Source organism: Flavobacterium sp. A45 (assembly GCF_002001005.1).
Classification (GTDB): domain Bacteria; phylum Bacteroidota; class Bacteroidia; order Flavobacteriales; family Flavobacteriaceae; genus Flavobacterium.
Map to the genome: position 1 here is coordinate 1 of NZ_MUNX01000110.1, position 26,608 is coordinate 26,608.

At 33.2% G+C, this 26,608-nt stretch carries 20 protein-coding genes; 4 read left to right on the plus strand and 16 right to left on the minus strand.

All coding sequences use genetic code 11. The annotated features are described in order from the left end of the window. Window positions 1–168 precede the first annotated feature (168 nt). Window positions 169–1,035: an alpha/beta hydrolase family protein gene (locus tag B0E44_RS14080; protein ID WP_077376472.1), complete on the minus strand. Its 867-nt coding sequence runs from the start codon at window positions 1,033–1,035 to the stop codon at window positions 169–171. Between the two features lie 172 nt (window positions 1,036–1,207). Beyond that, the gene (locus B0E44_RS14085) at window positions 1,208–2,080 is read right to left on the minus strand and encodes an AraC family transcriptional regulator (protein ID WP_077376475.1); all 873 of its coding nucleotides are present in this window, start codon (window positions 2,078–2,080) and stop codon (window positions 1,208–1,210) included. Window positions 2,081–2,264: 184 nt separating this feature from the next. Here B0E44_RS14085 and B0E44_RS14090 point away from each other — a divergent pair, with 184 nt between their 5' ends. Further along, window positions 2,265–2,669 (plus strand): T9SS type A sorting domain-containing protein, encoded by a 405-nt coding sequence (locus B0E44_RS14090; protein WP_077376478.1) that lies wholly within the window; start codon window positions 2,265–2,267, stop codon window positions 2,667–2,669. Between the two features lie 90 nt (window positions 2,670–2,759). Here the strand turns inward: B0E44_RS14090 and B0E44_RS14095 are convergent, their stop codons facing one another. The 3 genes from B0E44_RS14095 to B0E44_RS14105 all read right to left on the minus strand — a co-directional run bounded on the left by B0E44_RS14095 (window position 2,760) and on the right by B0E44_RS14105 (window position 8,601). Next, window positions 2,760–3,965, minus strand: coding sequence for a hypothetical protein (locus B0E44_RS14095; protein ID WP_124019338.1), 1,206 nt, complete (start codon window positions 3,963–3,965; stop codon window positions 2,760–2,762). Window positions 3,966–3,994: 29 nt separating this feature from the next. Next, window positions 3,995–4,981: a RhuM family protein gene (gene rhuM / locus B0E44_RS14100; RefSeq protein WP_077376484.1), complete on the minus strand. Its 987-nt coding sequence runs from the start codon at window positions 4,979–4,981 to the stop codon at window positions 3,995–3,997. Between the two features lie 167 nt (window positions 4,982–5,148). Next, on the minus strand, window positions 5,149–8,601 hold the full coding sequence (locus B0E44_RS14105) for a methylmalonyl-CoA mutase family protein (RefSeq protein ID WP_077376487.1): 3,453 nt from the start codon (window positions 8,599–8,601) through the stop codon (window positions 5,149–5,151). A gap of 81 nt (window positions 8,602–8,682) precedes the next feature. Here B0E44_RS14105 and B0E44_RS18860 point away from each other — a divergent pair, with 81 nt between their 5' ends. Then, window positions 8,683–8,841, plus strand: a complete 159-nt coding sequence (locus tag B0E44_RS18860) for a hypothetical protein (protein WP_165688809.1) — start codon at window positions 8,683–8,685, stop codon at window positions 8,839–8,841. A 77-nt stretch (window positions 8,842–8,918) separates the two neighbouring features. Further along, window positions 8,919–9,773: a formyltetrahydrofolate deformylase gene (gene purU, locus B0E44_RS14110; protein WP_077376490.1), complete on the plus strand. Its 855-nt coding sequence runs from the start codon at window positions 8,919–8,921 to the stop codon at window positions 9,771–9,773. Window positions 9,774–9,856: 83 nt separating this feature from the next. On the opposite strand, the gene B0E44_RS14115 is transcribed toward purU, so the two are convergent. The 4 genes from B0E44_RS14115 to B0E44_RS14130 all read right to left on the minus strand — a co-directional run bounded on the left by B0E44_RS14115 (window position 9,857) and on the right by B0E44_RS14130 (window position 15,148). Then, entirely contained in the window at window positions 9,857–12,052 is a 2,196-nt protein-coding gene (locus B0E44_RS14115; protein WP_077376493.1) for an outer membrane beta-barrel family protein, read from the minus strand. Window positions 12,053–12,158: 106 nt separating this feature from the next. Beyond that, the gene (locus tag B0E44_RS14120; RefSeq protein WP_077376496.1) at window positions 12,159–13,229 is read right to left on the minus strand and encodes an AraC family transcriptional regulator; all 1,071 of its coding nucleotides are present in this window, start codon (window positions 13,227–13,229) and stop codon (window positions 12,159–12,161) included. Window positions 13,230–13,408: 179 nt separating this feature from the next. Then, complete coding sequence (locus B0E44_RS14125) at window positions 13,409–14,452, minus strand: methyltransferase (RefSeq protein WP_077376499.1); 1,044 nt, start codon at window positions 14,450–14,452, stop codon at window positions 13,409–13,411. A gap of 45 nt (window positions 14,453–14,497) precedes the next feature. After that, entirely contained in the window at window positions 14,498–15,148 is a 651-nt protein-coding gene (locus B0E44_RS14130) for a VOC family protein (RefSeq protein ID WP_077376502.1), read from the minus strand. Between the two features lie 184 nt (window positions 15,149–15,332). On the opposite strand from B0E44_RS14130, the gene B0E44_RS14135 reads away from it, so the two are divergent. Beyond that, window positions 15,333–16,055 (plus strand): DUF4197 domain-containing protein, encoded by a 723-nt coding sequence (locus B0E44_RS14135; protein WP_077376505.1) that lies wholly within the window; start codon window positions 15,333–15,335, stop codon window positions 16,053–16,055. A 467-nt stretch (window positions 16,056–16,522) separates the two neighbouring features. Here the strand turns inward: B0E44_RS14135 and B0E44_RS14140 are convergent, their stop codons facing one another. The 7 genes from B0E44_RS14140 to B0E44_RS14170 form a co-directional block, all read right to left on the minus strand. Then, window positions 16,523–17,314, minus strand: coding sequence for a DUF475 domain-containing protein (locus tag B0E44_RS14140; protein ID WP_077376523.1), 792 nt, complete (start codon window positions 17,312–17,314; stop codon window positions 16,523–16,525). A gap of 226 nt (window positions 17,315–17,540) precedes the next feature. Then, window positions 17,541–18,620, minus strand: coding sequence for a cyanophycinase (locus B0E44_RS14145; protein ID WP_077376526.1), 1,080 nt, complete (start codon window positions 18,618–18,620; stop codon window positions 17,541–17,543). A gap of 11 nt (window positions 18,621–18,631) precedes the next feature. Beyond that, the gene (locus B0E44_RS14150; protein ID WP_077376508.1) at window positions 18,632–20,020 is read right to left on the minus strand and encodes a YfcC family protein; all 1,389 of its coding nucleotides are present in this window, start codon (window positions 20,018–20,020) and stop codon (window positions 18,632–18,634) included. Between the two features lie 3 nt (window positions 20,021–20,023). Beyond that, window positions 20,024–20,917 (minus strand): cyanophycinase, encoded by an 894-nt coding sequence (locus B0E44_RS14155; RefSeq protein WP_077376511.1) that lies wholly within the window; start codon window positions 20,915–20,917, stop codon window positions 20,024–20,026. A gap of 93 nt (window positions 20,918–21,010) precedes the next feature. After that, entirely contained in the window at window positions 21,011–21,961 is a 951-nt protein-coding gene (locus B0E44_RS14160) for an isoaspartyl peptidase/L-asparaginase family protein (RefSeq protein ID WP_077376514.1), read from the minus strand. Between the two features lie 83 nt (window positions 21,962–22,044). Beyond that, window positions 22,045–23,394 (minus strand): RagB/SusD family nutrient uptake outer membrane protein, encoded by a 1,350-nt coding sequence (locus B0E44_RS14165; protein ID WP_077376517.1) that lies wholly within the window; start codon window positions 23,392–23,394, stop codon window positions 22,045–22,047. A 12-nt stretch (window positions 23,395–23,406) separates the two neighbouring features. After that, on the minus strand, window positions 23,407–26,403 hold the full coding sequence (locus B0E44_RS14170) for a TonB-dependent receptor (protein WP_077376520.1): 2,997 nt from the start codon (window positions 26,401–26,403) through the stop codon (window positions 23,407–23,409). Window positions 26,404–26,608 lie beyond the last annotated feature (205 nt).

Here is a 26,608-nt window from a genome sequence, read left to right on the forward strand (position 1 = left end):
CATTTTTAGTTTATAAAAACAATAATGCGTCAAAATTCATAAATTCATCATTAAAAATTCATTTCACACCTAGCACAATTATTTGTATCTAACTAAAAATAAAGACTTTAAAACAAAAAAAAGACTTCCTTAATTGGAAGCCCTTCCGTGTGTGTTTTTGTTAGATTATTAATTGATTAATGTTCCATTATTTTTTAAAATTTTACTAAAAAACAATAACTGATATGGCAATGCATTTTCCCAATATTCCCAAGTATGTGCGCCTGGACGTTCTGTGTATTCATGAGAAACTTTACCATACACTAATCGTCTATGTAATTCTCTGTTGGGTTCAATAAGAAAATCATCAACACCACAATCGATTATCAAAGCCAGTTTATTGGTCTTAATTTTTTCGACCATTCCAAGTACAGCATTTTGTTCGTATAACTCAGGTTTATTACTTTGGTCTCCAAAAACTGGTTGCATTAATTTTATAACCTGATCGTTTGGCTCTCGTCCTAACATTGTCCCCATATCAACCGCTCCACTCATACTCCCTGCTGCACAAAACAATTCTGGATGTTTGGCCGAAAGATACAAAGCCCCATGACCTCCCATAGAAAGCCCAGCGATTACACGACCTTTTTTATCATTTACCGTTCGATACGTTTTATCAATCTTTTGAATTACTTCTTCAGTTATATAAGTTTCAAACTGACTGCCTTTATTCACAGGGCTATTAAGGTAAAAACTAAACGTTTCCCCTTCTGGCATTACTATTATAATATTGTATTGATCGGCTAAATTTTTAACTGTATTTTTATTGGGGGTACTTGACAACCAATCCGAAAAATGTCCGTAAGCACCATGCAAAAGATATAGCACAGGATAAACTGCTTTTCCTTTTGCGTACGAATTAGGCAAAACTACAGCTGCTTTGTAGGTTTTATTCATTGCGATACTTGGAACTTGCAAAGTATCAACAGTTGAAGCGAAAGATAAAATAGTATTGCCGAATAAAAATGCAATAAAAAATATTTGTAATTTTTTCATAGTATTCCTTATATTTTGATGAAATGTAAATATACAATTTCCAAAAACAAAAAAGGAACACTCTCCATTTGATTAAATAATTTTAAAAAAACAAAACACTATCTTACAATCACTTACAAAAATATTGATTTGTTTTTGTTGTACAAAAATAAACAAACTATAAACATAGAAATTACTCCATAAAAGACTTCAATTCATGTCTGTATTGCGAAGCACTTTTTCCGGTAAACGCTTTAAATGACTTATTAAAATGACTGAAATTATTAAATCCGCTTTCATAACAAATTTCGGTAATGCTTTTGGTATTCTCTGATAAGAGCTTTGAGGCATGAACCAAACGATAATCATTTACAAAAGTGGTAAAGGTTTTATTGGTAATTTTTTTAAAGTACCTGCAAAATGACGGAGTTGTCATACTCACCATACTCGAAACAGTATCCAGTTGAATAGGCTCCTGAAAATGATCTTTTACATGATTGAAAACCACATTAATCCTGTCATTATCCTGAACCTGCATTTCCAACGAAAATCCATCGGCATTCAAAATAGTATATTCATTATTGGTTTCCAAAGTATTCAAAATACGGATCATTCTTAACAATCGATCAAAATTCGACTGGCTTTCCATATCTTCCATCAGGCCCGCAACTAGCTTCTTGGTTTCGGAGCCAAAAGCAATACCTCCTTTTGCTTTATGCAAAAGATGTTGAATATTCTTTAATTCTGGAATTTCAAGAAAATCGTTGCCCAAAAAATCCGGACGCATCTGGATTACCGTTTCATTCTTATTACCTGTTTGCTCGTTTGTAAATCCACAATGAGGCAAATTGCTACCTATAAGAACTAGATCTCCATCTGAATAATACGATATATGACTACCAATTTGCCTTTTCCCCGAACCTCCATTGACAAAAACCAATTCAATTTCGGGATGGTAATGCCAAAGATCCGATTTACAATTGGCGTTCTCAACATACTTGGAAAAAGCGAAAGAACTCCCAAAAGAAGGGGTAATAATTTCGAGTGTTGGATTCATTTTTTTCATTTGATGAATTTTTAAAACTATTCAAATTTACCATAAAACAATCCTATATTATCAAAAATTAACATACAACGTTTTCGTTTGGTTAAAATAACATACAAATAAGAAAACACAGTTGTGCATTGGATTAGATTATCATTCTACTTTAGCAATAGAAATTTAATTACTAATTTAAAACAACAGTATTATGAAAACGATTTTAAAATTAAGTCTGGTAGTTTTAGTGGCAATGACTACAATGAGTAGCTATGCAATCGATGGTGATTTTTTACTAAATGTAAAAAAAGGAACTGGAAAAGAAATTAGTTTTTCTGTAAATGAAATTCAAAAAGCGAATGTGACTATCTATGATAAAGACCACACTGTAATCTATTCTGAAGTTGTTACTGGAAAAGGTGGCATTACAAGAACTTACAGTCTTGATGAATTTCCTGATGGTGTTTACTTTTTGGAAGTCGAAACTAATTTGAAAAAAGTAACACACGAAATTGTGATTACTTATGAAGTTTCAACATTATCCAGAAAATCATTAGCCGAGGTTTACAAAGGAGAATTGAAAATGAAAAACCAAAATGTAGCCTCAACAAATTAATTGGGTTAGCCCATTTAAAAAAAATACTTCGAATTTTCTAAAAGCAGCTCTTCTTTGGGGCTGTTTTTTTTTATATTATATTCAAAATCATTACTTTTTGCCATACAATTGAATCACTTTTTCCAATTCAATACAATAAAGCAATTTATCATTTTGAAAGCTTCTTTTGTTTTCTTGTGCTGTTTCATAAACCAATGCTTTGGTCATAAATTGTAACCTATCGACCATATTTTTAATTGCAATATCTTTGCTCTTTGTTTTTCTGTCTTCAAGCTTTTTCAATTCTGTTTTCCAAAATTTAAAATCATTATCACTTTTGGCTACTTTCAATTCTTTATCAAATTGATCAAAAATTGAATTAGTAATTTCATTTTCTAAAACTGAAATTTCATCTCTTTTTGCAATTTGATTTTTATATTCTTTTGATTTTTTTATGGACTCAATAATGGTTTTTATTTTTTCATCCTTGCTGTCATTAATTACATTGCATCTTTCATATTCTGCAATAGCTAAAATCATTTCGCTATTTCCTTTTAAACTATCGGCTATATTCAAATTATCCTCGTAAATTTTCTTTATCGTGGTTTCATTGGATTTTCGAATGCTATTTTTAAAAGCCTGTATTTGTAACCAATCAAAAGCTCGAAGCATTTCTTTTTGTGATGGCCAAGTATGACCTTGATGGCTAACAAACAAAGTGTTTTTTACCATCATTTTATTCAACCATTCTTCATTTCTAATCATTTCTTGATAATTCATATCGGTATCACCTACCATACCCACATATGAAAAACTAGCATCTTGCAAAGCAAACTTATCCACTGCATAAAAAGAAGCTCCACAAGCAATTACTCCCTGAAAAGCAACAGAATTAACCGCTATACTACTCGCTAATCTAGCTCCTCCTGAAAAGCCTGAAATATAAAGTTCTGAAGGATTTAAATTATATTCCGTTGATACACTTTCAAACAGACGATTTGCAATTTCTAAATTTACATCGGTTGGTCCATTTTTTGAATTATTGGAACATACCAAAATATATTTATAGGTTTCCGCAGCCAAAACAAAAGGTTCAATTCCAATTTTTCCCCTTCCTTCTGGATCAAAAATAAAAACAATCGCTGAAGGCACTTCTCTCTTATATTGCTTTGGCAAATAAACAGCATAAGATTCATTGTCAGTATTTGCAATTTTAACCGAATCAACAATTACTCCTTTTGGCAATAATTGTTTTTCTTGGGAGTAGTTACAAATGCTAATGAGAAGTATAAAAAGGTTTAAAAAAGTTTTTTTCATAAGAGGATATATTTTATAGAATATTTATTCTATTTTCTATTGTTTATCAAATTAATAACAACCTTAACCATCATGTTTTTATCATCAGATTTTGATTCTGCTATCATCAAAGTTAGTGCTACTAAGGCATTATCATCAATTACTTTACTACCTTGATAATACAACAATTCGTTACGATCTAAAAACCAAACAAATAAGAAAGCTGCAATACGCTTGTTCCCATCCGAAAACGAATGGTTTTTGGTTACAAAATACAAAAGGTGCGCTGCTTTTTCTTCAACAGATGAATATAATTCAATACCATCAAAAGTCTGATAAATAGTTCCCAAAGAACCTTTGAAAGAATCGTCTTTTTCATTTCCAAACAATTGAGAGCCTCCAAATTTAATTTTCAATCGCTCAATCGCTTTTTTGGCTTCAGCATAAGAAATCCTAAAAACTTCTTTATTATCCGTTTCGTTAATTTTTAAGGTTTGATGATCATATTGATCTAAAATATCCAATGCAAAAGCATAATCACCTAATACCTTCAATAATCCTTGAGCTTCATCTCCCGTAACGACTTTAGTTTTCGTTATCGATTCCAATAAAGAAACCACTTGCTTTAATTCCTGAAATTTATTTTCGGCTTCCTTTAATCGTTTTTCATTTATAGCGTAACCTTTCACCAAATAATCTTTTAAACGCTGGGTTGCCCATTGTCTAAATTGAATTCCTTGTTTTGATTTTACACGATAACCAACTGAAATGATAACATCGAGGTTATAATGCTCAATTTTTCTTTTTATTTCTCTTTCTCCCTCAATTTGAACTGTCGCAAAATTTGCGACAGTTGAACTCGAATCCAATTCTTGCTCATCGAATACATTATTAATATGCTTCCCTATAGTTTTAACATCCCTATCAAAAAGCATTGCCAACTGTTGACGATTAAGCCAAACAGTCTCATGGTCAAGATTTACACTTAACTCTATTTTATTATCTAACGATTTATATATTTCAATTTGATTTTCCATATTTCACAAATTACTTTTCAAAAAAAAGATTTAGCTAAGTTATAGAAAATAGTCTAAATCAGAAAAATACTAAAAAAACCATTGATAAAAATCTGATCGCAAACAAAAAAAACACATTTAGCCAACGCTTAAGTCAACCAAATGTGTTTTAAATAATTAAGAATATTCTACATATTTCTTCTATACTGACCTCCCACTTCAAACAAAGCTTCAGTGATTTGTCCCAAAGAACAAACTTTTGTCGCTTCCATCAAATGTCCGAATAGGTTTTCACCTTTGATAGCAGCTTCCTGCAATGCATTCAAATGTTCTTTTACCAGAACTTCATGACACTGATGCAAATTATCCAGCATTGTAATTTGATATTGTTTTTCTTCTTCGGTGGCGCGAATAACTTCGGCTGGAATTACCGTTGGAGAACCTTTGGAACTTAAGAATGTATTTACGCCCACAATCGGGAATTCGCCAGTATGTTTCAAAGTTTCGTAATACAAACTTTCCTCTTGAATTTTTGAACGTTGGTACATCGTTTCCATTGCACCGAGAACTCCTCCACGTTCCGTAATTCTGTCGAATTCCTGTAGAACTGCAGCTTCAACTAAATCTGTTAGTTCTTCAATAATGAAAGAACCTTGGATAGGGTTTTCATTTCTAGCAAGACCTAATTCTTTATTGATAATCAACTGAATTGCCATTGCTCTACGAACCGATTCTTCAGTTGGTGTTGTAATTGCTTCGTCATAAGCATTGGTATGCAATGAATTACAATTATCATAAATCGCATACAAAGCTTGTAAAGTCGTACGAATATCATTAAAATCAATTTCCTGTGCGTGCAATGAACGTCCAGAAGTTTGAATATGGTATTTCAACATTTGGGCTCTTTCATTCGCGCCATATTTATTTTTCATGGCTTTCGCCCAAATTTTACGAGCCACTCGACCAATTACTGCATATTCTGGATCGACACCATTCGAAAAAAAGAACGATAAATTTGGTCCAAAATCATTGATATCCATTCCACGACTCAAATAATATTCCACATAAGTAAAACCGTTTGAAAGTGTGAATGCTAATTGCGTGATCGGATTTGCTCCAGCCTCGGCAATATGATATCCTGATATAGAAACCGAATAAAAATTTCTAACGTTTTTGGCTATAAAATATTCCTGAACATCCCCCATCAAACGCAGGGCAAATTCAGTCGAGAAAATACAGGTGTTTTGTGCTTGATCTTCTTTTAGGATATCGGCTTGAACTGTCCCACGAACTTGCGAAAGTGTTTTTTCTTTAATTTCATTATATACTTCCAAAGGCAATACCTGATCACCAGTTACTCCTAAAAGGAATAATCCTAAACCATTATTTCCTTCAGGTAAATCGCCTTGATAATGCGGGCGCTCTACTCCTTTTTGCTTGTAGATTTCGTTGATTTTATCAGCAACTTCTACTTCAAGATTATTTTCTTTTATATAATACTCACATTGCTGATCGATAGCAGCATTCATAAAGAATCCAAGCAACATAGGTGCTGGCCCATTAATCGTCATACTTACCGAAGTCATGGCATGCACTAAATCGAAACCAGAATATAACTTTTTGGCATCATCTAAACAGCAAATAGAAACTCCAGCATTTCCAATTTTTCCGTAGATATCAGGGCGAATATGAGGATCGTTTCCGTATAAAGTCACACTGTCAAAAGCTGTAGAAAGCCTTTTTGCAGGCAATCCTGCACTCACATAATGAAAACGCTTATTTGTTCTTTCCGGTCCACCTTCACCAGCAAACATTCTTGATGGATCTTCTCCTTCACGTTTAAACGGATACAATCCAGAGGTAAAAGGAAATTCTCCAGGAACATTCTCCTGCAAACACCAACGCAAAATATCTCCCCAAGCTTGATACTTTGGCATCGCCACTTTTGGAATTTGCGTGTGCGAAAGTGACTCCGTATGCGTAGCCATTTTTATTTCTTTGTGACGAACTTTAAACGTATAAACTGGGTCTTTATATTTGTTTACTTTTTCATCCCAATGCAAAATCAATTTCCAATTGTGAGGATCTAAATCCATTTTTACTTTATCGAATTGATTCAGCAAAAGATTCAAAAAGATTTTATTATCTGCACCACCTGGTTTTTCTAACTCTAAAGCACTTGGCAATACCGAATCTTCATCAATTCCTGCTTTAGTTATTACTGGAATTTTTCCAGAAACACTTTCTATAGTTTTGAATACTCCATATAACTTTTGAGCCACTTGTTCTTGGCTCAAAGCTGTAGCATCGTATTTTCTGTTGTTTTCTGCAATTTCAGATAAGTAACGTGTTCTATGAGGCGGAATCACAAAAATCTTCTCGCTCATTTCACGAGTGATTTGAAAAGTTGATTTCAAATCAGAATCCGTTTTTTCTACGATTTTATCCATAATGGATTTATACAGCGTATTCATTCCTGGATCATTGAACTGGGAAGCAATAGTTCCATAAACTGGCATTTCGTCTGGATTGACATCCCACAGATTATGGTTGCGTTGGTATTGCTTTTTCACATCGCGAATAGCATCCAAAGCACCGCGTTTGTCAAATTTATTTAAGGCTACCAAATCGGCAAAATCAAGCATGTCGATTTTTTCCAATTGAGTTGCAGCTCCAAATTCTGGTGTCATTACATATAAAGAAACATCCGAATGGTCCATGATCTCCGTATCGGATTGACCAATTCCTGAAGTTTCAAGGATTATAATATCATATTTTGCGGCTTTTAAAACCTCAATGGCTTCGGCTACGTATTTTGATAATGCCAAATTGGATTGACGTGTTGCTAATGAACGCATATAAACTCTAGAGTTGTTAATGGCGTTCATACGAATTCTATCTCCCAATAACGCTCCACCTGTTTTTCTTTTGGATGGATCTACAGAAATCAATCCGATGGTTTTTTCTGGAAAATCAATTAAGAAACGGCGTACTAATTCGTCGACCAATGATGATTTTCCTGCACCACCCGTTCCTGTTATTCCAAGAACAGGAATCTTTGAAGATTCATTCTTAGTATGGATTTTATCAAAAAATGGTTTGGCTATTTCTGGGAAATTCTCGGCAGCCGAAATTAAACGAGCAATAGCCGTTGGCGTTTTATTTTCTATCAAATCCAGTTCGTTCGTTAATTTATCTCCGATAGGAAAATCAGAACGTTGAACTAGATCATTGATCATTCCTTGCAATCCCATTGCACGTCCATCGTCTGGAGCATAAATTCTGGTGATGCCGTAAGCTTGCAATTCGGCTATTTCCGAAGGCAGGATTACACCTCCACCTCCACCGAAAATCTTGATATGGCCCGCTCCTTTTTCCTGAAGCAAATCATACATATATTTAAAGTATTCGTTGTGTCCACCTTGATAGGAAGTCATAGCAATAGCATTTGCATCTTCTTGGATAGCGGTATTCACCACTTCCTCTACACTTCTATCATGTCCCAAATGAATTACCTCAACTCCTGTGGACTGAATAATTCTTCTCATTATATTAATTGCGGCATCGTGACCATCAAAAAGTGATGCAGCAGTTACAATTCGGACTTTATTTACGGGTACATACGGTTTAAGTAATTCCATTTTGTGAATATGATAATTTAAGGGTGCAATTTACATAAATTTTAAAATAAAAATCATTAAAAATAACATAAAACACAAAATATGATAACATTGTTTTTTATTAAGAAAACGAGCTTAGTTTTCGGAAAAAATTGGTATTTTAGAGGTCTAGCCCCGATGGAAACGAAAAGCCCGGAATGGATGCAACTAGTTTTTCTTGCTCCAAAAAAGCGACTGACAGAAGCTCTTTTTGGTGCTTAGAAAAACAGTTTTATCAATGAGGACTTGCAGTGTATAGCGGGATTAGCTCCTAATTATTTTTAGAAAATTTTAAAGAAATGCAAAAAATTACCATACTTATCCATTGCGAAGACAAAAAGGCGATTATTGCCTCGGTGACGAATTATATTGCTTCGATTGATGGAAATATTATTTACCTAGATCAGCATGTTGATGCCGATGAGAATGTGTTTTTCATGCGACTGGAATGTGAATTTAGCAGAGACACTTGGAATCTTGAAGCTATAAAAAATCATTTTCAGACGAATCTTGCCACGCCATTCAATATGACTTGGGCAATGTATCCACAGGATGAAAAACCAAAAATGGCATTGTTTATTTCAAAATACGATCACTGCTTATATGATATTTTGGGACGTTTTTCGGCTGGTGAATTGCCATTGGAAATTCCTTTAATTATTAGCAATCACGAAGATTTAAAACCGGTTGCCGAGCGTTTTAATATTCCGTTTTTTCATATTCCGTTTACCAAAGAAAATAAGGAAGAAGGCGAAAAAGCACAAATTGAACTATTGAAAAAGTTTGACATTGATTTTATTGTTTTGGCACGTTATATGCAAATTATTACTCCAAATTTAATCGCACTTTACAAAAACAAAATTATCAATATTCACCATTCCTTTTTACCAGCATTTCCGGGAGCCAAGCCATATCATTCAGCTTTCAAGCGCGGGGTAAAAATTATTGGTGCCACGAGTCATTACGTTACCGAGGAACTGGATGAAGGGCCAATTATTGAGCAGGATATTTCGAGAGTTTCCCACAGCCATTCGATTGAGGATTTCATTATGAAAGGGCGTGATCTGGAACGTATGGTGCTCGCCAGAGCTGTTACTTTGCATGCCCAACGAAAAACGATGGTCTATAACAACAAAACGGTTGTGTTTTCTTAGGAAAGCACAACCGTTTTAGTATTTTTTATTAATCTAATAATCTACGCGCTATTTTTTTTACGTAGACCGCAGATCCCCATCACTTACTGAGCTCTTCCGCTCTCCGATTCACCCGATGAAGTGTTTCCATAGTTCACTTTTTTCAATTTTCCGAAATTGTAAGTTAGTATAAGTCTATAATAGTCTGTGTTGAGTGTTCTTCCATATTCAACAAATGTTTGACCAACTTCATAATTCCCCTCTGGTTTATCTTTATGAAAGATATCGTTTGCCATGATCTTAACTTTTAAGGATTGATTGAAAAAATTCTTTTCGACTCCTAAAGTAAGTAGTGAACGACTTTTTCGATAAAAAAGACCATCATACTTCTCTCCCAAATACCATCCTAACAACTGAACTTTAAATACTTTTTTAATATCGAATTGATTGCTGGAATAAAAATAATAAAGCGGTTTACTCTCTTTTATACTAAAAATTATATCATTGGATACAAATTCATCATAGCTCACATTAACGGTATTCATAGACGTCCACCAATCATTACCGTAGGGAACGGAAAGCGATGCAAAATAGGACTTCAGGGTACTCAGATTTATAGTTTTTAACACATATGAATTTTCATTATCTCCTTCTAATGCTGCACCAGAAATTGGGTCTGTGGTATAATTATACCCTACTTTAAAATTATATTTACTAATTGATGTTGATATTTCAAATGATTGCGTTCTTTCAGGCTTTAATTCAGGATTCCCTTCGATGGTTGTAAATGCATCTTGATAAATAATAGTGGGATTCAAAGCTTGATATCTAGGCCTGGTTATTCTTGATGAATATGAAGCTCTTATTTGTGCTTTTTCAGACAATTTCATATTGATATAGGCACTCGGAAAAAAATCTAAATAATCTTCCCTTTTTTGAATAATGGTATTCAAATCATATTTAGTAAATTCACTTCTTATTCCGATACCATAATTAGTTTTTTCATTAATTTCTCCAGCATAATTCATATAAGCCGCCGAAATCATCTCTTGATATTCAAAATCATTGGATAGCTGTTCATCCAGAATAAATGGATTCCCGTTTTCGGCAACATAAAAATCAGAATTCGATTTATTTTCAACGGCACTGTATTTCGCCCCAAAATCAAGCCTGCTTTTACTACTAAACGCTTTTGTATAATCCGTTTGAGTACTAAAAACTTTAATTTTATGACCTATTTTATTATTCAAATTTCTAAATGACTGTTCCCCGTTCACACTATTCTTTTCATCAATGTAATCATCTGTTTCTGAATCAAAAAGAGAGTATTGAGTTCCTATAAATAAAGAAGTGCCCAGGCTATCTATTTTTGTGTTGTAATTTGCCGAAATTGAATTATTATTGGTTATAACGTCATTATCAATTTTACTTTTAAAAAAACCATCCATAGTATTAGAAGTTATACTATTTTCACTTTTAGTAGTCCCTCCGAGACTATTAGAATATCCACTATATTCAACTGAGATATTTTTCTTTTCGTTAAAATCGTATTGCCCTCCTAATGTATAGTTAGAGAAATTTTTATATTCCCTTTCCCAATCAGTCTTTAATTTTGATTTAAAATTATCTATTTCTGGCGGCCTTGTTCTTGTTGTATTTAAAATTTCTCTAGTTTCTCCAAGCAGCAAACCATAACTTCCAATTAATGATATTTTCTTTTTTTTATAGTTTATATTAGCATTAGTGGTCGCACTTGGAGCGGAAAAATCAGATACAGTATAATATTGATTGACGGCCCCTTTGTATCCCTCCTCAAAATTTGCCACCGTAATTACATTAATGACTGCTTTGCCTTCGGCATCATATTTTGAAGAGGGATTAGATATAATTTCTATTTTCTTTATTTGAGAAGCAGATATAGAGGCTAAGCGTTCATTCGTTATTTGTACACCGTTCAAATAAATTATAGCTTCCCCTTTACCAAAAACAGATACTCCATTCTCTGCAACAATAACATTAGGCGATTTAGAAAGAATTTCAATTACAGAGGTACTTGTAGCCAGAATGGTATTTGCTACATTCACCTCTACCGTACCATTTGATTTACTTGTAAACAAAGGAACTTTAGACACAACTTTCACTTCATCCAAGTCAACTGTGGATTTTTGGCTAATCTTGATAGTATCCTTTACTACTTGCTTATTAGAATTTGTAATTCCTGATATCGTATTAATTGCTTGAGCATTTCCAAGCAATGAAATCAATACTAATGGTATTATCAATAGATTTTTTCTTTTCATTTTTTTGAATTTGTGATGTTATGATTTAATGCTGCGAAATTGCAGAACATCAGTCAATTCAAAGGATGAAAATCAGGAATTAGTAGTACGGATTTATATATCTGAACTATTTAGAGGCATTTTGAAGAAACATTGCCGGTGTAGTACCTTTTAATTTCTTAAAAGTAGAAAAGAAAGTAGATTTGGAATTGAAACCCACTTCATACCCAATACCTTCCAATGTTAGTTTATTCTCCGAAACCATAATAGTACAGGCTTCGTTGATACGATATTCGTTGATAAAAGCAGTAAAATTTTTCCCCATATTATCATTCAAGACTTGTGATAACTGGTGCATCGAAATATTAATTTCTTTTGATAATTCACCTAAGGTAAGATTAGCATTTTGGTATAGTTTTTTTTCCAACATTAATTGATCAAGTCTTTCAATCAAGTCGGCAGCTGTGTCATTATCTACTTTTTTATTGCCGTATTTATTTGAACTCGCTGAAAATAAATCATCTGTTTTTTTCCTGTATAAGAGTTTTAATATGAAGATGTAAAGGATAAAGGTATAAGCAATTGAACCACTAATGTAAATTGGATAATTGATTGGCATTAAACTTAAAACATAGGAAGTAAAAATGAGGATATTACCGATATAAATACTTAGTAACCATTTTTCGAACCCACTAATATTGCTCTCTGTTGTTCTACGTTTTGAAAATAATTTATAAATAATTGTTCTGAGTAAAAATCCAGTTGCCAAAATACAGACAAACCATTGTATGTAAATTATTTTCACGAAATATAGATTCCAATATTTTGGATACGTTTCATAGGGAAATACAATTCCAATAGGCAAAATCATAGCTACTAAAATAACAAAATTCCATTTCCATTTGTTGGGAATAACAATAGTTTGTTCAATAGATGATTTTACAAAATAAAATAATGCCGGGCCAATAAAAAAACAAGCAGAAAGCCCAATTTGCAAATAAATCCTTGGTAAATCAGGTTTAAAAAACAAAAAAACCGACTTCCCGATTCTGATACTTAATGCAAGCAACAATATGCCTAAAAAATAATTGGAAAGGTGCTTTTTCTTTGTAAAAAAGAAAAAATAGCAACTTAAAACTAAGCCATTGAACGCACCTAAAGCACTAAAAAAAAACAAGAGTTCTTTTGTGAAATTCATTATAAATATGTTCTATTTTTATTACTTACAACCAACTCACCAAATATAGGATTTAATTTATAAAATTAAGATTCTCTAAATGATTTTACTCAGAATGATTTATAACAACAAAACGGCTATGCTTACCTTGGAAACACAACCGCTTTAGTTTACATTAATTTTTATTCTAATTAAATGAATTACTTATAAGCAATTGCCGCACTTGCAGGTCCTGTCAGCGGAACAATCGAAGTCGATTTGAAACCCACACTTTTTGTCCATTTATTGAAACTGGAAAAAGTGTAATCAAAACCAGTTCCGGTTTCAATCAGCATATTCAGGCTCATCATCATTCCGAAAACATTTTTGGTTCTGTCATCGTCAATAACGTTTTCTATGGCAACAAATGCTCCTCCTTCTGGAAGGGCATCGTAAGCTTTTCGAAGAAGCGCTAATTTTTTAGGCTCATCCCAATCGTGAAGTATATTACCCATCACCACAACATCCGCTTTTGGAAATGGGTCAGCAAAAAAGTCGCCACTTGCAGTTGTAACTCTATCCGAAAAAGGTGTTTTTGCTATTTTTTCTTTTGCAATTGGCTCAACAACTGGAAGATCAAAACTGGTGCATTTCATATGCGGTTGGTGCTTGGCTACCGTTGAAGACAATGCTGCACCACATCCACCAACATCAGTCAAAGTTTTGTATTTTGAAAAATCAAACTGTTGAGCAAAGGCATTAAAATTACCAATTTGGATGCTTCCCATCGCATTAATAAATTCCAATAATCTTTCGGGTGATTTATAGAGTTCATCAAACAAATTATCATCACCAGCCTTAATTTCATTTTGTGGCAAACCGGTAAGCAAACCTTCCTCCAAATTTCCCCAAAATTGATACAAACGATTATTCAGCATATCGAGCATTCCGCCTATATAAGCCGGTTTGTCGATAACTAAAAAAGCATCGGCATTGAGGCTATTGGAATAGACCGCCGATTCCAAAATCCCTTTTCGATTAAGAAAACCAAAACCCGTTAAGGCATCCAAAAAATCAAACAAATGAATATCATTACACTTCAGATTCAACATCGTCTTTATTTGCTGTGCCGACATTGATTGCTTTTCAGCAAGCTTCGTAAACAATTTAAACTTTACTGCGGCCAACAACACTTTTGATGCCCAAAATCCAGAGCCAATTTGCATAATACTAGCCGGTGATGGCTGATTGTCTTGATTTTCCATTTTTTTGTTTGATTTAATGCTACATTTATTTTTATTTAATTTATTCTAAACTTCCAATACTCTAGTTTCTCCTTTATGATTAAAAACCACCTTTGTCCAAAATGATTTTGATTTTTTATCCGTTGGATACCAATCCCTATTTTCTTCCACAAGAACAAAAAGTCCCGTTACGGTTCCCAAAACAATAAATTTGGGCAATTTAGGTTGCTTTGAATAGGATGTCAGTCCGTACTTATCAAATAGTTCATCGCATTGTGCCGCAACATTTTTGGATACCAATCCAATCTCACTTACTGACATAATTGAATTGCCATCAAATGGATTTTGTGAAACGTTATCCAAATCGTTTCTCGCAATGAACTCCAGAATATTTCCGTTATTGTCATAAAAATAAAAGGCCTTCCCATTCCAGTTGTAGAAATCGGCAATTTTATCGGGCGGAATTACATACATGATTTCGGTTTTGCTTTCTATCCAAGAAAAAGCTTCGAACAGCTTATTATTGGGCACATCAAAAGCAAAATGATAAACTGGTTTTACATTTTGGGAAGCATGAAAAGTCAATTTTGTGGCACCTGCATTAAATGAAACACTGGAATCATCTCTGTATATCGTCTCCAATCCTAATACTTCATTATAAAAAGCTTCCGTTTTTAGAACATCATCCGACAGTAATTCCAATTCCAATATTTTCATTTTTTAAAATTGTAATTTCATTAATCGTAAACACTCAAATAACTATATTTCAATGCATTACAAATATAATAAATAAACTCAAGCGGTTATTATAAACGAAGTCTATCATTTTTAGCATTTCATTGGGAAATTGCTTTCAATTAGTAAATATTGTTTGTCTACTTTTGAAAAAAATTAAAACAAAATGAAAAAAGCCCTACTCCTACTCTTCATCTTACCTGCAATCAGTAATGCTCAATTCAAAGACATACTGACAAAAGCATCCGAAAAAATCAATGCTGTAACGAAATCAAATAATAGCTTAGATATTGCTGCTGGACTAAAAGAAGCCCTCAACAAAGGAGTTACCGTTCAAGTATCAAAACTTACTGCTACAGATGGTTTTTATAAAAATGAAGCAGTTAAAATTCTAATGCCCGAAGAATTAGCCAAACTGGACAGAACACTGAGAAAAATGGGAATGTCAAAATTGGCTGATGAAGGAATATTGGCCATGAATAGAGCAGCCGAAGATGCCGTAAAAGAAGCAACACCTATATTTGTTTCGGCTATCAAAAACATCACCATAACCGATGCCAAAGGCATTTTGCTGGGAAAAGAAAATGCTGCAACGGTTTATTTACAATCAACAACAGAAACACCACTCTATTCTAAGTTCAGCCCAGTGGTTCAAGAATCAATTGGTAAGGTTGGAGCCGATGTGATTTGGGCAAACATAATCAAGCAATACAACACTATACCCTTTGTTACCAAAGTAAATCCAGACCTTACGGATTATATAACCAAAAAAGCTTTGGATGGTGTATTTAAAATGATTACTGTTGAAGAAAAAAATATCAGAACCAATTTGAATGCCAGAACTTCCGATGTATTGAAAAAGGTTTTTGCTTTGCAAGACAAGAAGTAAGATCTCATTACAATGACAATTTAATAGCAATCTCAATGGTAATTTTATGCCTTTCAAAAAATTAAAATGTCAATTTCACACCAAACTAAAAAATATTGATAATCAATTGATTAGTTTTTTAAAAAATCAGAATTTTAATATGTTAAAATTGAATTGCAAAACTTAACTTTTTCTGAATAAGTAATAACAATTCCTTAACAACAAGAAATAAACATTATGCTGATCTTTGCAATGTAATAAACTGGTTATTTATTACTTTGGTTTTGGTTAGTTATAAAATTGCCTGCATCTATATGGTGCAGGCATTTTTTATTTAGATAAATAACACTAATTCAAAATATAAATCTAAACGATTAAATGTCATAAAAACCAATTAGCCTAAACTTTCAGGAAAATGATACTATATTACATTAAGTAAAAAAATTTAAAATCTGATTTCTCTATACATCTTTATATTCGGACAATTTCTAAGAATTTAATTTCTTTTGAGGAAAACAAAAAAGTAGTGAAGTTAAAATCGGCACAAAGAAAATAGCAACTGTTAAAACAGAGATGCCAATATCAGCAGTATGGCTTCCTAAAAATGCACTTATTGCACTTTTTGGATAATAATGTTCCCATAAGGAAAAAGTTAATTTTAGTCCTAATATTGCAATTACAACAAATGCTGCCGTTTCAAGAAAGCTATATTTTCCCATAAGTGTAACAAACCATTGCGCAATGAATCGCATGGCTAAAATCCCGATAAATACACCTATGCAGACTAAAATTATGTTTGGGGTAAATGCAACTGCTGCAAATACATTATCTATAGAAAAGGCCATGTCCATTAATTCGATTAAAACTACAGTAGCCCAAAACGTTCCCAAAGAACCAACTGTTACTCTATAGAGCCAATTACTGCTTTTATCTAATGTATCGTTATCAAAATCTTCAGCATGTTTCCTTTTCCAATAATCATAAGCCAGATAAAGTAAATAAATTCCACCGATAGGTTTTAGCCACCATATTTTAATTAAAAATGCTGCAAAAAGCATTGCTATACCTCTAAAAAAGTAGGCTCCAAATATTCCGTATTTTAAAGCTTTATCCCGTTGTTCACTTGGTAAATCCATAACCATTGTTGCTAATATTGCTGCATTATCTACAGAAAGCAAGCTTTCAATGATAATTAAATTTCCAATTATTGCTAATGAGGCTCCTGGATGCTGAATAATATCCTGCCAAAGAATACCCCATTGTTCTAAAATTATTTCCATTGTAAATTTGTTAAATATTTGATTATTAATAAAAAAAGGCATTCTACTTCCTCTGTTCAATTATCTTTCTAATCTGTGAAAAAAACCAATTAAAAATATCTCCAACAATAAACTGTTATTTCTTTTAGAATTGTTACGATATCTTAAAGGTTAACACTTAAAAAATAAAAAAACAACCTTTAGCGTCCACAAATCAGAAAATTTATAGAGAAGTTCTTCATACCTATTAAAGAGCAATTAGCTCTGTTAATGTGCCATTTTCTATATACCAGCTTTTCCAAATTCCTCCATTCCCTTCTGTCCAATTGTTTAGATTAAAAGTGTTTTTTCCGTCATTAGTTCCTTTAACTTCATACACAGTAATAGCTTTTTTATCGAGATTCCATTCTAAAGCTTTGTTTGGACTACACAATTCAGGTTTATTATTTGGAATATCAGCGTTTGGTTTTATAAAATAGGCTACATCCTCTTTTGCGGGATAGCTTCCAAATATTCTTGCAATTCCTTTTTCATCAATACAAACAGATGTATATTCATCACAGGCAATCCCTTTGGCTGAGATACCATAGTCCGTTATAATACGCGCTATAAATGCTATATGTCGGCCTTTTCTATTAGGATTATCATAATGAGTATCTGTTATCACATTTTTTAAAATAGAATTATCAAGAAAAGTTTCATTCGAAACCGTTAGTTTTGAATCATAAGGATTCAGTAATGCTTCTGAAGACGTTATTGTTCCCTTTTGAGCAGAAAAATAAAAGCCTCCTTGAATTGCCATTCCTGCACTTGTGCCTCCAATAACAATGCTATTTTGTGTAATTGCATCGTTTATAACTTTTGAAACCGGACTATTTCTCCAATAGGAAATGTAGTCCCATTGGTCACCACCAGCAAACCAAATAGCCTCAGCATTTTTTATTTTATCAAGAATATCAGTATCTGAACTGGCCGCACCATTTTTAAAAAGAATAGTTTCAACAGAATTTACTTTTACTCCTAATGAAGAATACAAATAAGAATTATAGCCATCTGTACCCGAAGTTCTAAGAACTAAAACATCACCTCCATTTGCTCTTTTTAGGAACCATTTCATCGCTTCATCATTCTCTGAAGCACCTCCCATCAGACAAATTCCTCCAAGTCCTTTGTTTTTACTGTCGGTTTTATTTCCAGTAAAATAAGACGTGTAGTCTTTAACTCTAGGCGCAACTGTTTCAGGCAAGGTTGACTCAGGCACTTTTGAATCGTTGTCTGAAGCGCATGAACATAATGCCAGCAAACTAATACATATAATTGTTTTCATCTTTTTTGTTTTTACCATTTAAATAAATATAAGGGAGGAAGTAACAACAACATCGACGCTATTAAAAACACTAGCATTCTTGGCAACATCCATTTAAACCATTTACTATATGGTATTTTGGCGAGTGTAAGAGCTCCCATCGTAACGCCACTTGTTGGAATTATGAGATTGGTAAGACCATCCCCTAGCTGAAAAGTTAATACTGCCATCTGTCTGCTGATACCTGATACATCGCAAATTGGGATAATGATAGGCATAGTTAAAGACGCTTGTCCAGAACCTGACGGAATAAAAAAGTTCAAAAAGGATTGAAAAAAGAAGATACATACAGCCGAAATTACTGGCGCCGTATTTTGGGTAATGGTGACAATTGAATTTAGAATTGTATCTATTATTTTCCCGTCTTGTGAAATAATTAAAAGTCCCTTTGCCAAACCAATAACCAAAGCGGCTGTCATCATATCCTTGGCTCCATCCACAAAAGCATCTACAGCCTTAGATATAGGCATTCTATAAATAATGGAAACAAAAATAGCCAATGCTAAAAATAAACCCGCAATTTCATTAATATACCAAGCGTAATTGCTTACTCCATAAATAAGGATAACAATAGAAGTCAAAAGAGCCACCAAAACGAACTTTCTTGAACTATTTAAATTAAAATCTGATGTATCAATAGTACTTTTTTCATTCTCACTGTTAATCCCAAACAATAAGCTTTTCTCGGGATTTTTTTCGATTTTCGATGCATACTGAGTTATTACTACACAAGCAATACTGGTCAAAACAAACCATACAAAAATTCGGTATTCCATTCCGCTAAAAATTGGAATTTGTGCAATACCTTGTGCAATACCAATGGTAAATGGGTTACTAAATGCGCCACCAAAACCAACACCAGTTCCTACTATTGGTATGGCTGCTCCAACTATTGCATCATATCCCATTGCTTTTGCCATAGGAACAGTAATCAAAATGAAAATTAAAATTTCTTCACTCATACCAAAAGTAGCTCCTGCAAATGAAAATAATATTATTAAAAAAGGAAGAACTAAAATTTTGTATTTGGGCCTTTTTTGACTGTATTGAATTACATTAAATAATCCAGCATTTATAGCTCCAGTAGTGTTTATAATGGCAAAAGCACCTCCAACCAAAAAAACAAAAGCAATAATTTGTGCTGCCGAAATAAATCCTTTGATGGGAGCAACTAAAAATGCTTCGATACCCTGAGGAACCGCTTCTACATGCTTATAAGAGCCTGCAATAATTTTTTCGGTATTGTTAACAATAGTCCTGTCAAATTCTCCTGCTGGGATTATCCATGTTAAGCCAATAAATAGAACAGTTATTGCTAAAATTATAGTGATTGTGTCTGGGAATTTTTCTAATATTTTCATCTTTTATATTTTAAATTTTTCTCCCGGAAGAAGGATTTCTAACTTGATATTTTTCCCACCTAATAATCCGCTTTTTGTGTGAATACTTTTCTTTTCACTGTTCTTAATTAAAATTACCTGCGAATCGCCACAAACCGTTGCAGAGTCGCCATCTACTTTAATAGCAGTAGATTCATCAATTCCAATTGCTATTTGATCTGGATTTTCTAGCGCTACAGCTAATAAACGATTCATCCTCATCCGACGAATAAAATGTTGATCAACAATAGCGTTTGGGAGTAAACCCAATCCTGTTTTTATCTCAAAGTTTTGAGCTTCAATGGTACGAAAATCTCCAGTATATTTTGGATGTTTCAGTTCATTTCCCGATATCATTTTTTGGCTCATCACAGCTGCGCCAGCACTTGTTCCTGCAATGGTTGTTCCATTTTGATAAGCGGTAGAAATAGCATCATAAGCTGAAGTATTCAAAACAGATTTCATAAACAAGTTCTGATCACCACCAGTAATATAAATTAAACTTGCGATTTTAAGAGAATCGATTTGCCCCTTTGTTTGATTCTTTGGATTAAGATTAAAAGATTTTATCTTCTCTGGACGAACACCTAAGGAAATAAACTGCTTTGCCGTATAATAAACCGCCGAATCAGGTTCCTCACTAGCCATTGGAAGGATTATCATGAAATTTTCTTGTTCGAGCTTGCTTAAAGTGATCAATTCCGAAATCAAAGCATCTGACTTTTTTCCCCCTCCAATAATAAATAATTTCCCGAGAGCTTTATTTTTAGATTGCTTCTCTAATTCAGAAATCGGTTGTTTTTTAACAGATTCGCTCTTAGACTGGCAAGAAATTTGAAAAAGCGAAAACGCTAAAATAAAAATTGGAATAATTTTCATATCTATACTTTTTTTTTTGGATTATGGAAATACATAGCCGCTATTGATGTTTATAACCAAATCACGGCTATGATCATTTTAGATTGATAAAGGTTATATTTCTTCGTTATCCCAAATATAGATTTTCTTCTCATTCGTTTTCTCACTAACATATCCACGATACATTCCTTGAGAATTAAAAGAAAAGCTCACATTTCCTTCGTTATCAATTGCAATTAATCCCCCTTCTCCTCCCAATTGAGTTAAATGTTCCTTAATTGTTATTTCTGCTGCCTGCTCTAGTGTTTTGTCTCCATACTCCATTAAGTTAGAGACCATCGAAGCAACAGTTGCCCTAATAAAATATTCACCAACACCAGTACAGGATACACCACATGTTTTATTGTTGGCATAGGTGCCCGCACCGATAATAGCTGTATCACCAATACGTCCATCTAATTTATTTGTCATTCCACCTGTTGAAGTTGCTGCAGCAATGTTACCTTGCTTATCAATAGCAACGGCTCCAACAGTTCCCATTTTTAGATTCGTGTGATCTAAATAAGTCCCTGTTTCTGAAATTTTTTGAGCTTCAATAAGTTGTTCTTTTCTAAAATTAGTATCAAAATAAGTATTTTCAACCATTTCGTGATTGGTTTCTTCCGCTAATTTATCTGCACCTTTACCCGAAAGTAATACTATATTTTCGTCTGCTAATAGACTTTTTGCAAATAAAACAGGATTTTTAATTCTCCTGCTATTAGCAACTGCTCCTGCCTTAAAAGTGGCACCGTCCATTATGGATGCTTCAAGTAAATGTTTTCCAGTTCTAGTATAAACAGCTCCTTTTCCAGCATTAAAATGAATACTATTTTCTAATGCTACTACGGCTGCTGCAACTGCATCTATAGCGCTTCCCCCTATTACTAAAATTTCTTCACCTGCATTCAAGGCAAGCATTAAATCAGCATTTATTAATTTTTTATCGGCTTCCGAAAGATTTTCGGGAGTTATTACGCCTGCACCTCCATGAATACATAATGCGAATGGTGTATGTTTTGTCATTTTTTTTTTTTGAAAGAAAGAAGGAACTAATCGGAATCCATTTAATTAAATAAATTCCGAATTAGTAACTTCTTTTGGGATTTTTAATAGCCTGGGTTTTGTTCTAAAACACCTTTAGCAATAGTAATTTCATTTTGAGGTATTGGATAAACCGTTCTAAACGCAGGAATATTCAATAACGACGTGGCGCGTCCTAAACGGACAACACTAAACCATCTATGTCCTTCAAAGCCTAATTCTCTAGCACTTTCATCTAATAAAATAGTAATAAAACTACTTAAATTGGGTGCATCAGCCATGGTATAAAGTTTTGATGGCAAAGCTCTTTTCCTAACTATATTCAAGTCAGCCAAAGCTAATGTTAAGTCATTTGGATTTTTCTTTGCCAACGCCTCTGCTCTAATTAGATACATCTCAGACAACTTGATAATGATACTATTACCATCAATTTGGTTGTTATTAGTACCGTATTTATCTACATAAACCACTTTACCATCATCATAATATCGGTAACTTCTTGGGTCATTATCATAATCCATCGGTTCGAAAAAATCATCATAATTAGCCGAAACCTCAGGAGGTGAAACCGATAAAATTCCAGTAAAACCACTTCCGTCTGTACCTAAAAACTGTAATTCAAATATGGCTTCATTAGAACCTTCAACATCATAAATGTCATTGTATTTGGTATTCAATTTATAAGTAGTATTATCAATAACTTTACCAGCATAAACAATAGCATTATCATTATCACCTTTATACAAATATACTCGTGCAAGTAATGCCTCTGCAGCTGCTTTAGTAATAGAAAATCGATTGCTATCATACTTCAATAATCCAATTGCTCCATTCAAATCAGCAATAATTTGTTGATAAGAAGCAGCAACAGTTGATCTCGAAATTGTTAATGCCGATTTTGAATCTAAATATTGCGTAGAAATTGGGATACCATATTTTGAGTTCATATCTGTAAATTGTCCAAATTGTCTCAGAGCATCAAAATGTCCCAATGCCCGACAAAAAAGTGCCGTTCCTTTTGAAGTATCATCATCCAGTTTCAATTCATCCATTTTGGACAAAATCAAATTACTGGCATTTACCAAATTATAAACATTAACCCAACTACTTTGAATATAGGTGTTAGACGGAGGCACTATGGCTTTATCTAACTGTGCATAACGCTCTTGGAAACCAGTAGCATCAGCAATACCACCCGACAAATCCTGAGCTAGTACAAATTCACCTCCGTAATACGTTCCGCTTTGCATTATATCGTAAAGTCCAACCGCTGCAGATTTTAAAGAAATACCATCTGTTATAGCTGTTTCTACTGGAACTTCATCATCGAGTTTAGTATCTAATATATCTTCACAACTCAAAAAAGTAAAGGCAAGTAACATACATAAACATGCATATATATTTATTTTTTTCATGATTTTATTTTTTTAAAATGTTGTACTTAATCCAATTGTAAACGTTCTTGCCTGACCCAAAGTTCCAAAATCTTCACCTTGCAAAACATTCAAATCTTCTTGAGAAGAGGTGTTTGTAGAGACTTCCGGATCAAAACCTAAATAATCAGTTAATGTAAATAAGTTTTGAGCCTGTACATATAAAGAAAGATTGTTTAAACCTATTTTATTAATAACATCTGTTGGCAATTTGTACGCTAGATTTAAAGTTTTTAATCGAATATAATCGCCATCTTCTAAATACTGAGTACTAAAACGTTGCATTTGTCCACCTTCTGTAGACGGCCTTGGTATATCGGTAATTTGACCTGGAGTCCTCCAATAGTTATCATAGACTCTTTCGCTAATATTAGAGTATGGAATACCACTTTTAGTAAAACCATAATTTTCATATACATGTCTACTTTGATTGAATATTTTATTTCCTCCTGAGAATAAAAAGTTCGCTGTTAATGTAAAACGCTTGTAACTTAAATTATTTGTCCAACCTCCATAATAAGTAGGTATAGCTCCACCAACAATTTGTCTGTCTGAAAAATCAATAATTCCGTCTTTGTTTACATCATCAAACTTAGCGTCTCCTGTTTGCGGATCTACACCTAAAAACTTAATTAAGTATAACGTACTAACAGCTTCACCTTCTTTTAAGATATGATTTCTTCCAATTTCTTCTCCATTGTTATTTAATTTTGTAATCTTATTTTCTAATAAAGTAAGATTTACTCCTGTATTCCATTTGAATTGTTCTCCATCAATAACAGCTGCGTTAATTGCAAATTCAAATCCTTTATTTTCAATCGCGCCAACGTTTTGGAAAACGGAATTAAAACCAGTCAAACCAGAAACTTTAGATTGCAACAACAAGTCGTCTGTTAGTTTGTCAAAATAATCAAATGTTAAATTAACTCTGTTTTTAAACAACCCCAAATCCAAACCTAGATCCAGTTGGGTCGTTGTTTCCCAACCCAAATCCGGGTTGCCCAAACGACTTGGTGCAATACCTGGAACACCATTATAATTAGCATTTAATGAATAAGTACCTCTCCAATTAGAACTAATTTCCTGATTTCCTGTAAGTCCATAACTAGCACGGATTTTAAAATCAGAGATAGTTTTTATATTAAAAAATTCTTCTTTATTTACTCTCCATGCCAAGGACCCAGAAGGGAAATAACCATAACGATTATTCTCTCCAAAACGAGATGAACCATCAGCTCTTACTGTAAATGAAGCAATGTATTTATCATTATAAACATAGTTTGCTCTTCCAAAGAAAGATTGTAATCCATATTGATTTTTACCCGAAGTACTAGAAGTAATAGTACTAGCTGCAGAAATACTAGCTGTAGAATTGGTTGCATAACCCACACCCGCTTGATCGGAAAATAAAGACTCATTCCCTTGTAATGTCCAACCTAAAATAGCTCCAAAATCGTGTTTTTCTTGAAAATTTTTGGCGTAGTTTAAAGTGTTTTCTACAAGCCAGTTTGTTTCTTCATAAGTGGCGTAAATACCCTCTCCTGTTTTAGATTTATTAGTTCCAGAAGGCACAAAAGAAGACTCAACTAAATTTGAATATTCTAAAGACAAAGCGGTTTTAAATTTTAAATCTGGAATAATTTTCCATTCCAAAAAAGTAGACCCCTGAACACGTGTTGATTGAGAAGTGTTTTTATATTCATTCGCAATCTGAACAGGATTTTCTAGTGGCCACCAAGTATTATATTTGAATGGATTCGTGTAATTACCATTCTCATCATATATTGGTTCTGTAGGATCCCATCCTTGAGCATTAATAACTACACCATATTCGTCGTTTTCACCTATCGTTCTTTGGTGATTGCTTCGGGTAATAAAAAAAGTACTACCCACTTTAAATTGATCATCAATAGTGTGGTCTAAATTTACACGACCACTTAATCTTTTAAAACCTTGACCAATCTGAATACCATCTTGATTAAAATAATTTCCACTTACATAGAAACTAGTTTTTTCATTACCGCCTTTCAAACTTAGATCTAAATTTTGAGCGATACCAATTCTAAAAATTTCATCATAAATATTGGTATTAACACCTTTGGAAGTATCAATCCAATCAAAATAATCTGCCCCTAAACCATCAAATTCGGCAGCAGTATTAAAGAAACTTTTAAATTTATTACTGTCAACTAATTTTGGATATTTTGTGATTTCAGAAATAGCTGTATAATAATTTACATTAACCGAACTCGCTCCAGTTTTACCTCTTTTAGTAGTAATCAATATTACTCCATTAGCCCCTCTAGAACCATAAATGGCAGCAGCTGCAGCATCTTTTAGAACAGAGAATGATTCGATATCACTAGGATTTAAATCCGCCAAAGGGTTTGTTGGCTGAATATTAGTATTTAATGCAGAATTATTTCTTGATACCAATGGAACCCCATCTATAATATACAAGGGCTGACTACTTGCAGATATAGAAGATACTCCACGGATATTTACACTTACAGCACTACCGGGGGTTGCCGATGATGAACTTATATTGACACCCGCAGTTTGACCTTGCAAAGAATTTTCGAAGCTAGAAGAAGTACCTGGAGGTAAATCCTTAGTTTTAATTGAAGAAATACTTGCGCTCATGTCTTTTTTGGAAAGAGTCCCGTAACCAATAACTACAACTTCATTTAAGTCTTGGCCTGAGCTCATGTAAACATTGTAATTAGTGCTTCCATCTATTGCTACTTTTTGGTTTTGGTAACCAATATAAGAAAGCTCTATTGAGGTAACATTATCGGGTAATTCTAATTGAAATTTCCCGTCAAATCCTGATATAGTTCCTGCTTTTGAATTGGAGGAAACTATATTAACTCCTGCCATTGGCTGATTTGTTTGTTTGTCTATAACAGTTCCTGTTATTTTTTTTTGTGCGTAGGTTGAAATACATGCCAACAACACAACAAACAGTATTAAATTACTATTGAATTTCATTTTTTTAATATTTTAAATTTAATAAAATTGATAATAGATACCCTAACTACTCATCAAAACGAAAGTTTGGGTATTGAAATCTGTAAAGTGTGAAGAACAAGTTTTCTAACAATTGAATATTGGTTGCAAGCCTTTTAGAGAAAGAGATTTGCAATCAATACATACGTGGAATAGATTGATAAAATTCATTTGGTTTTGGTTAGGT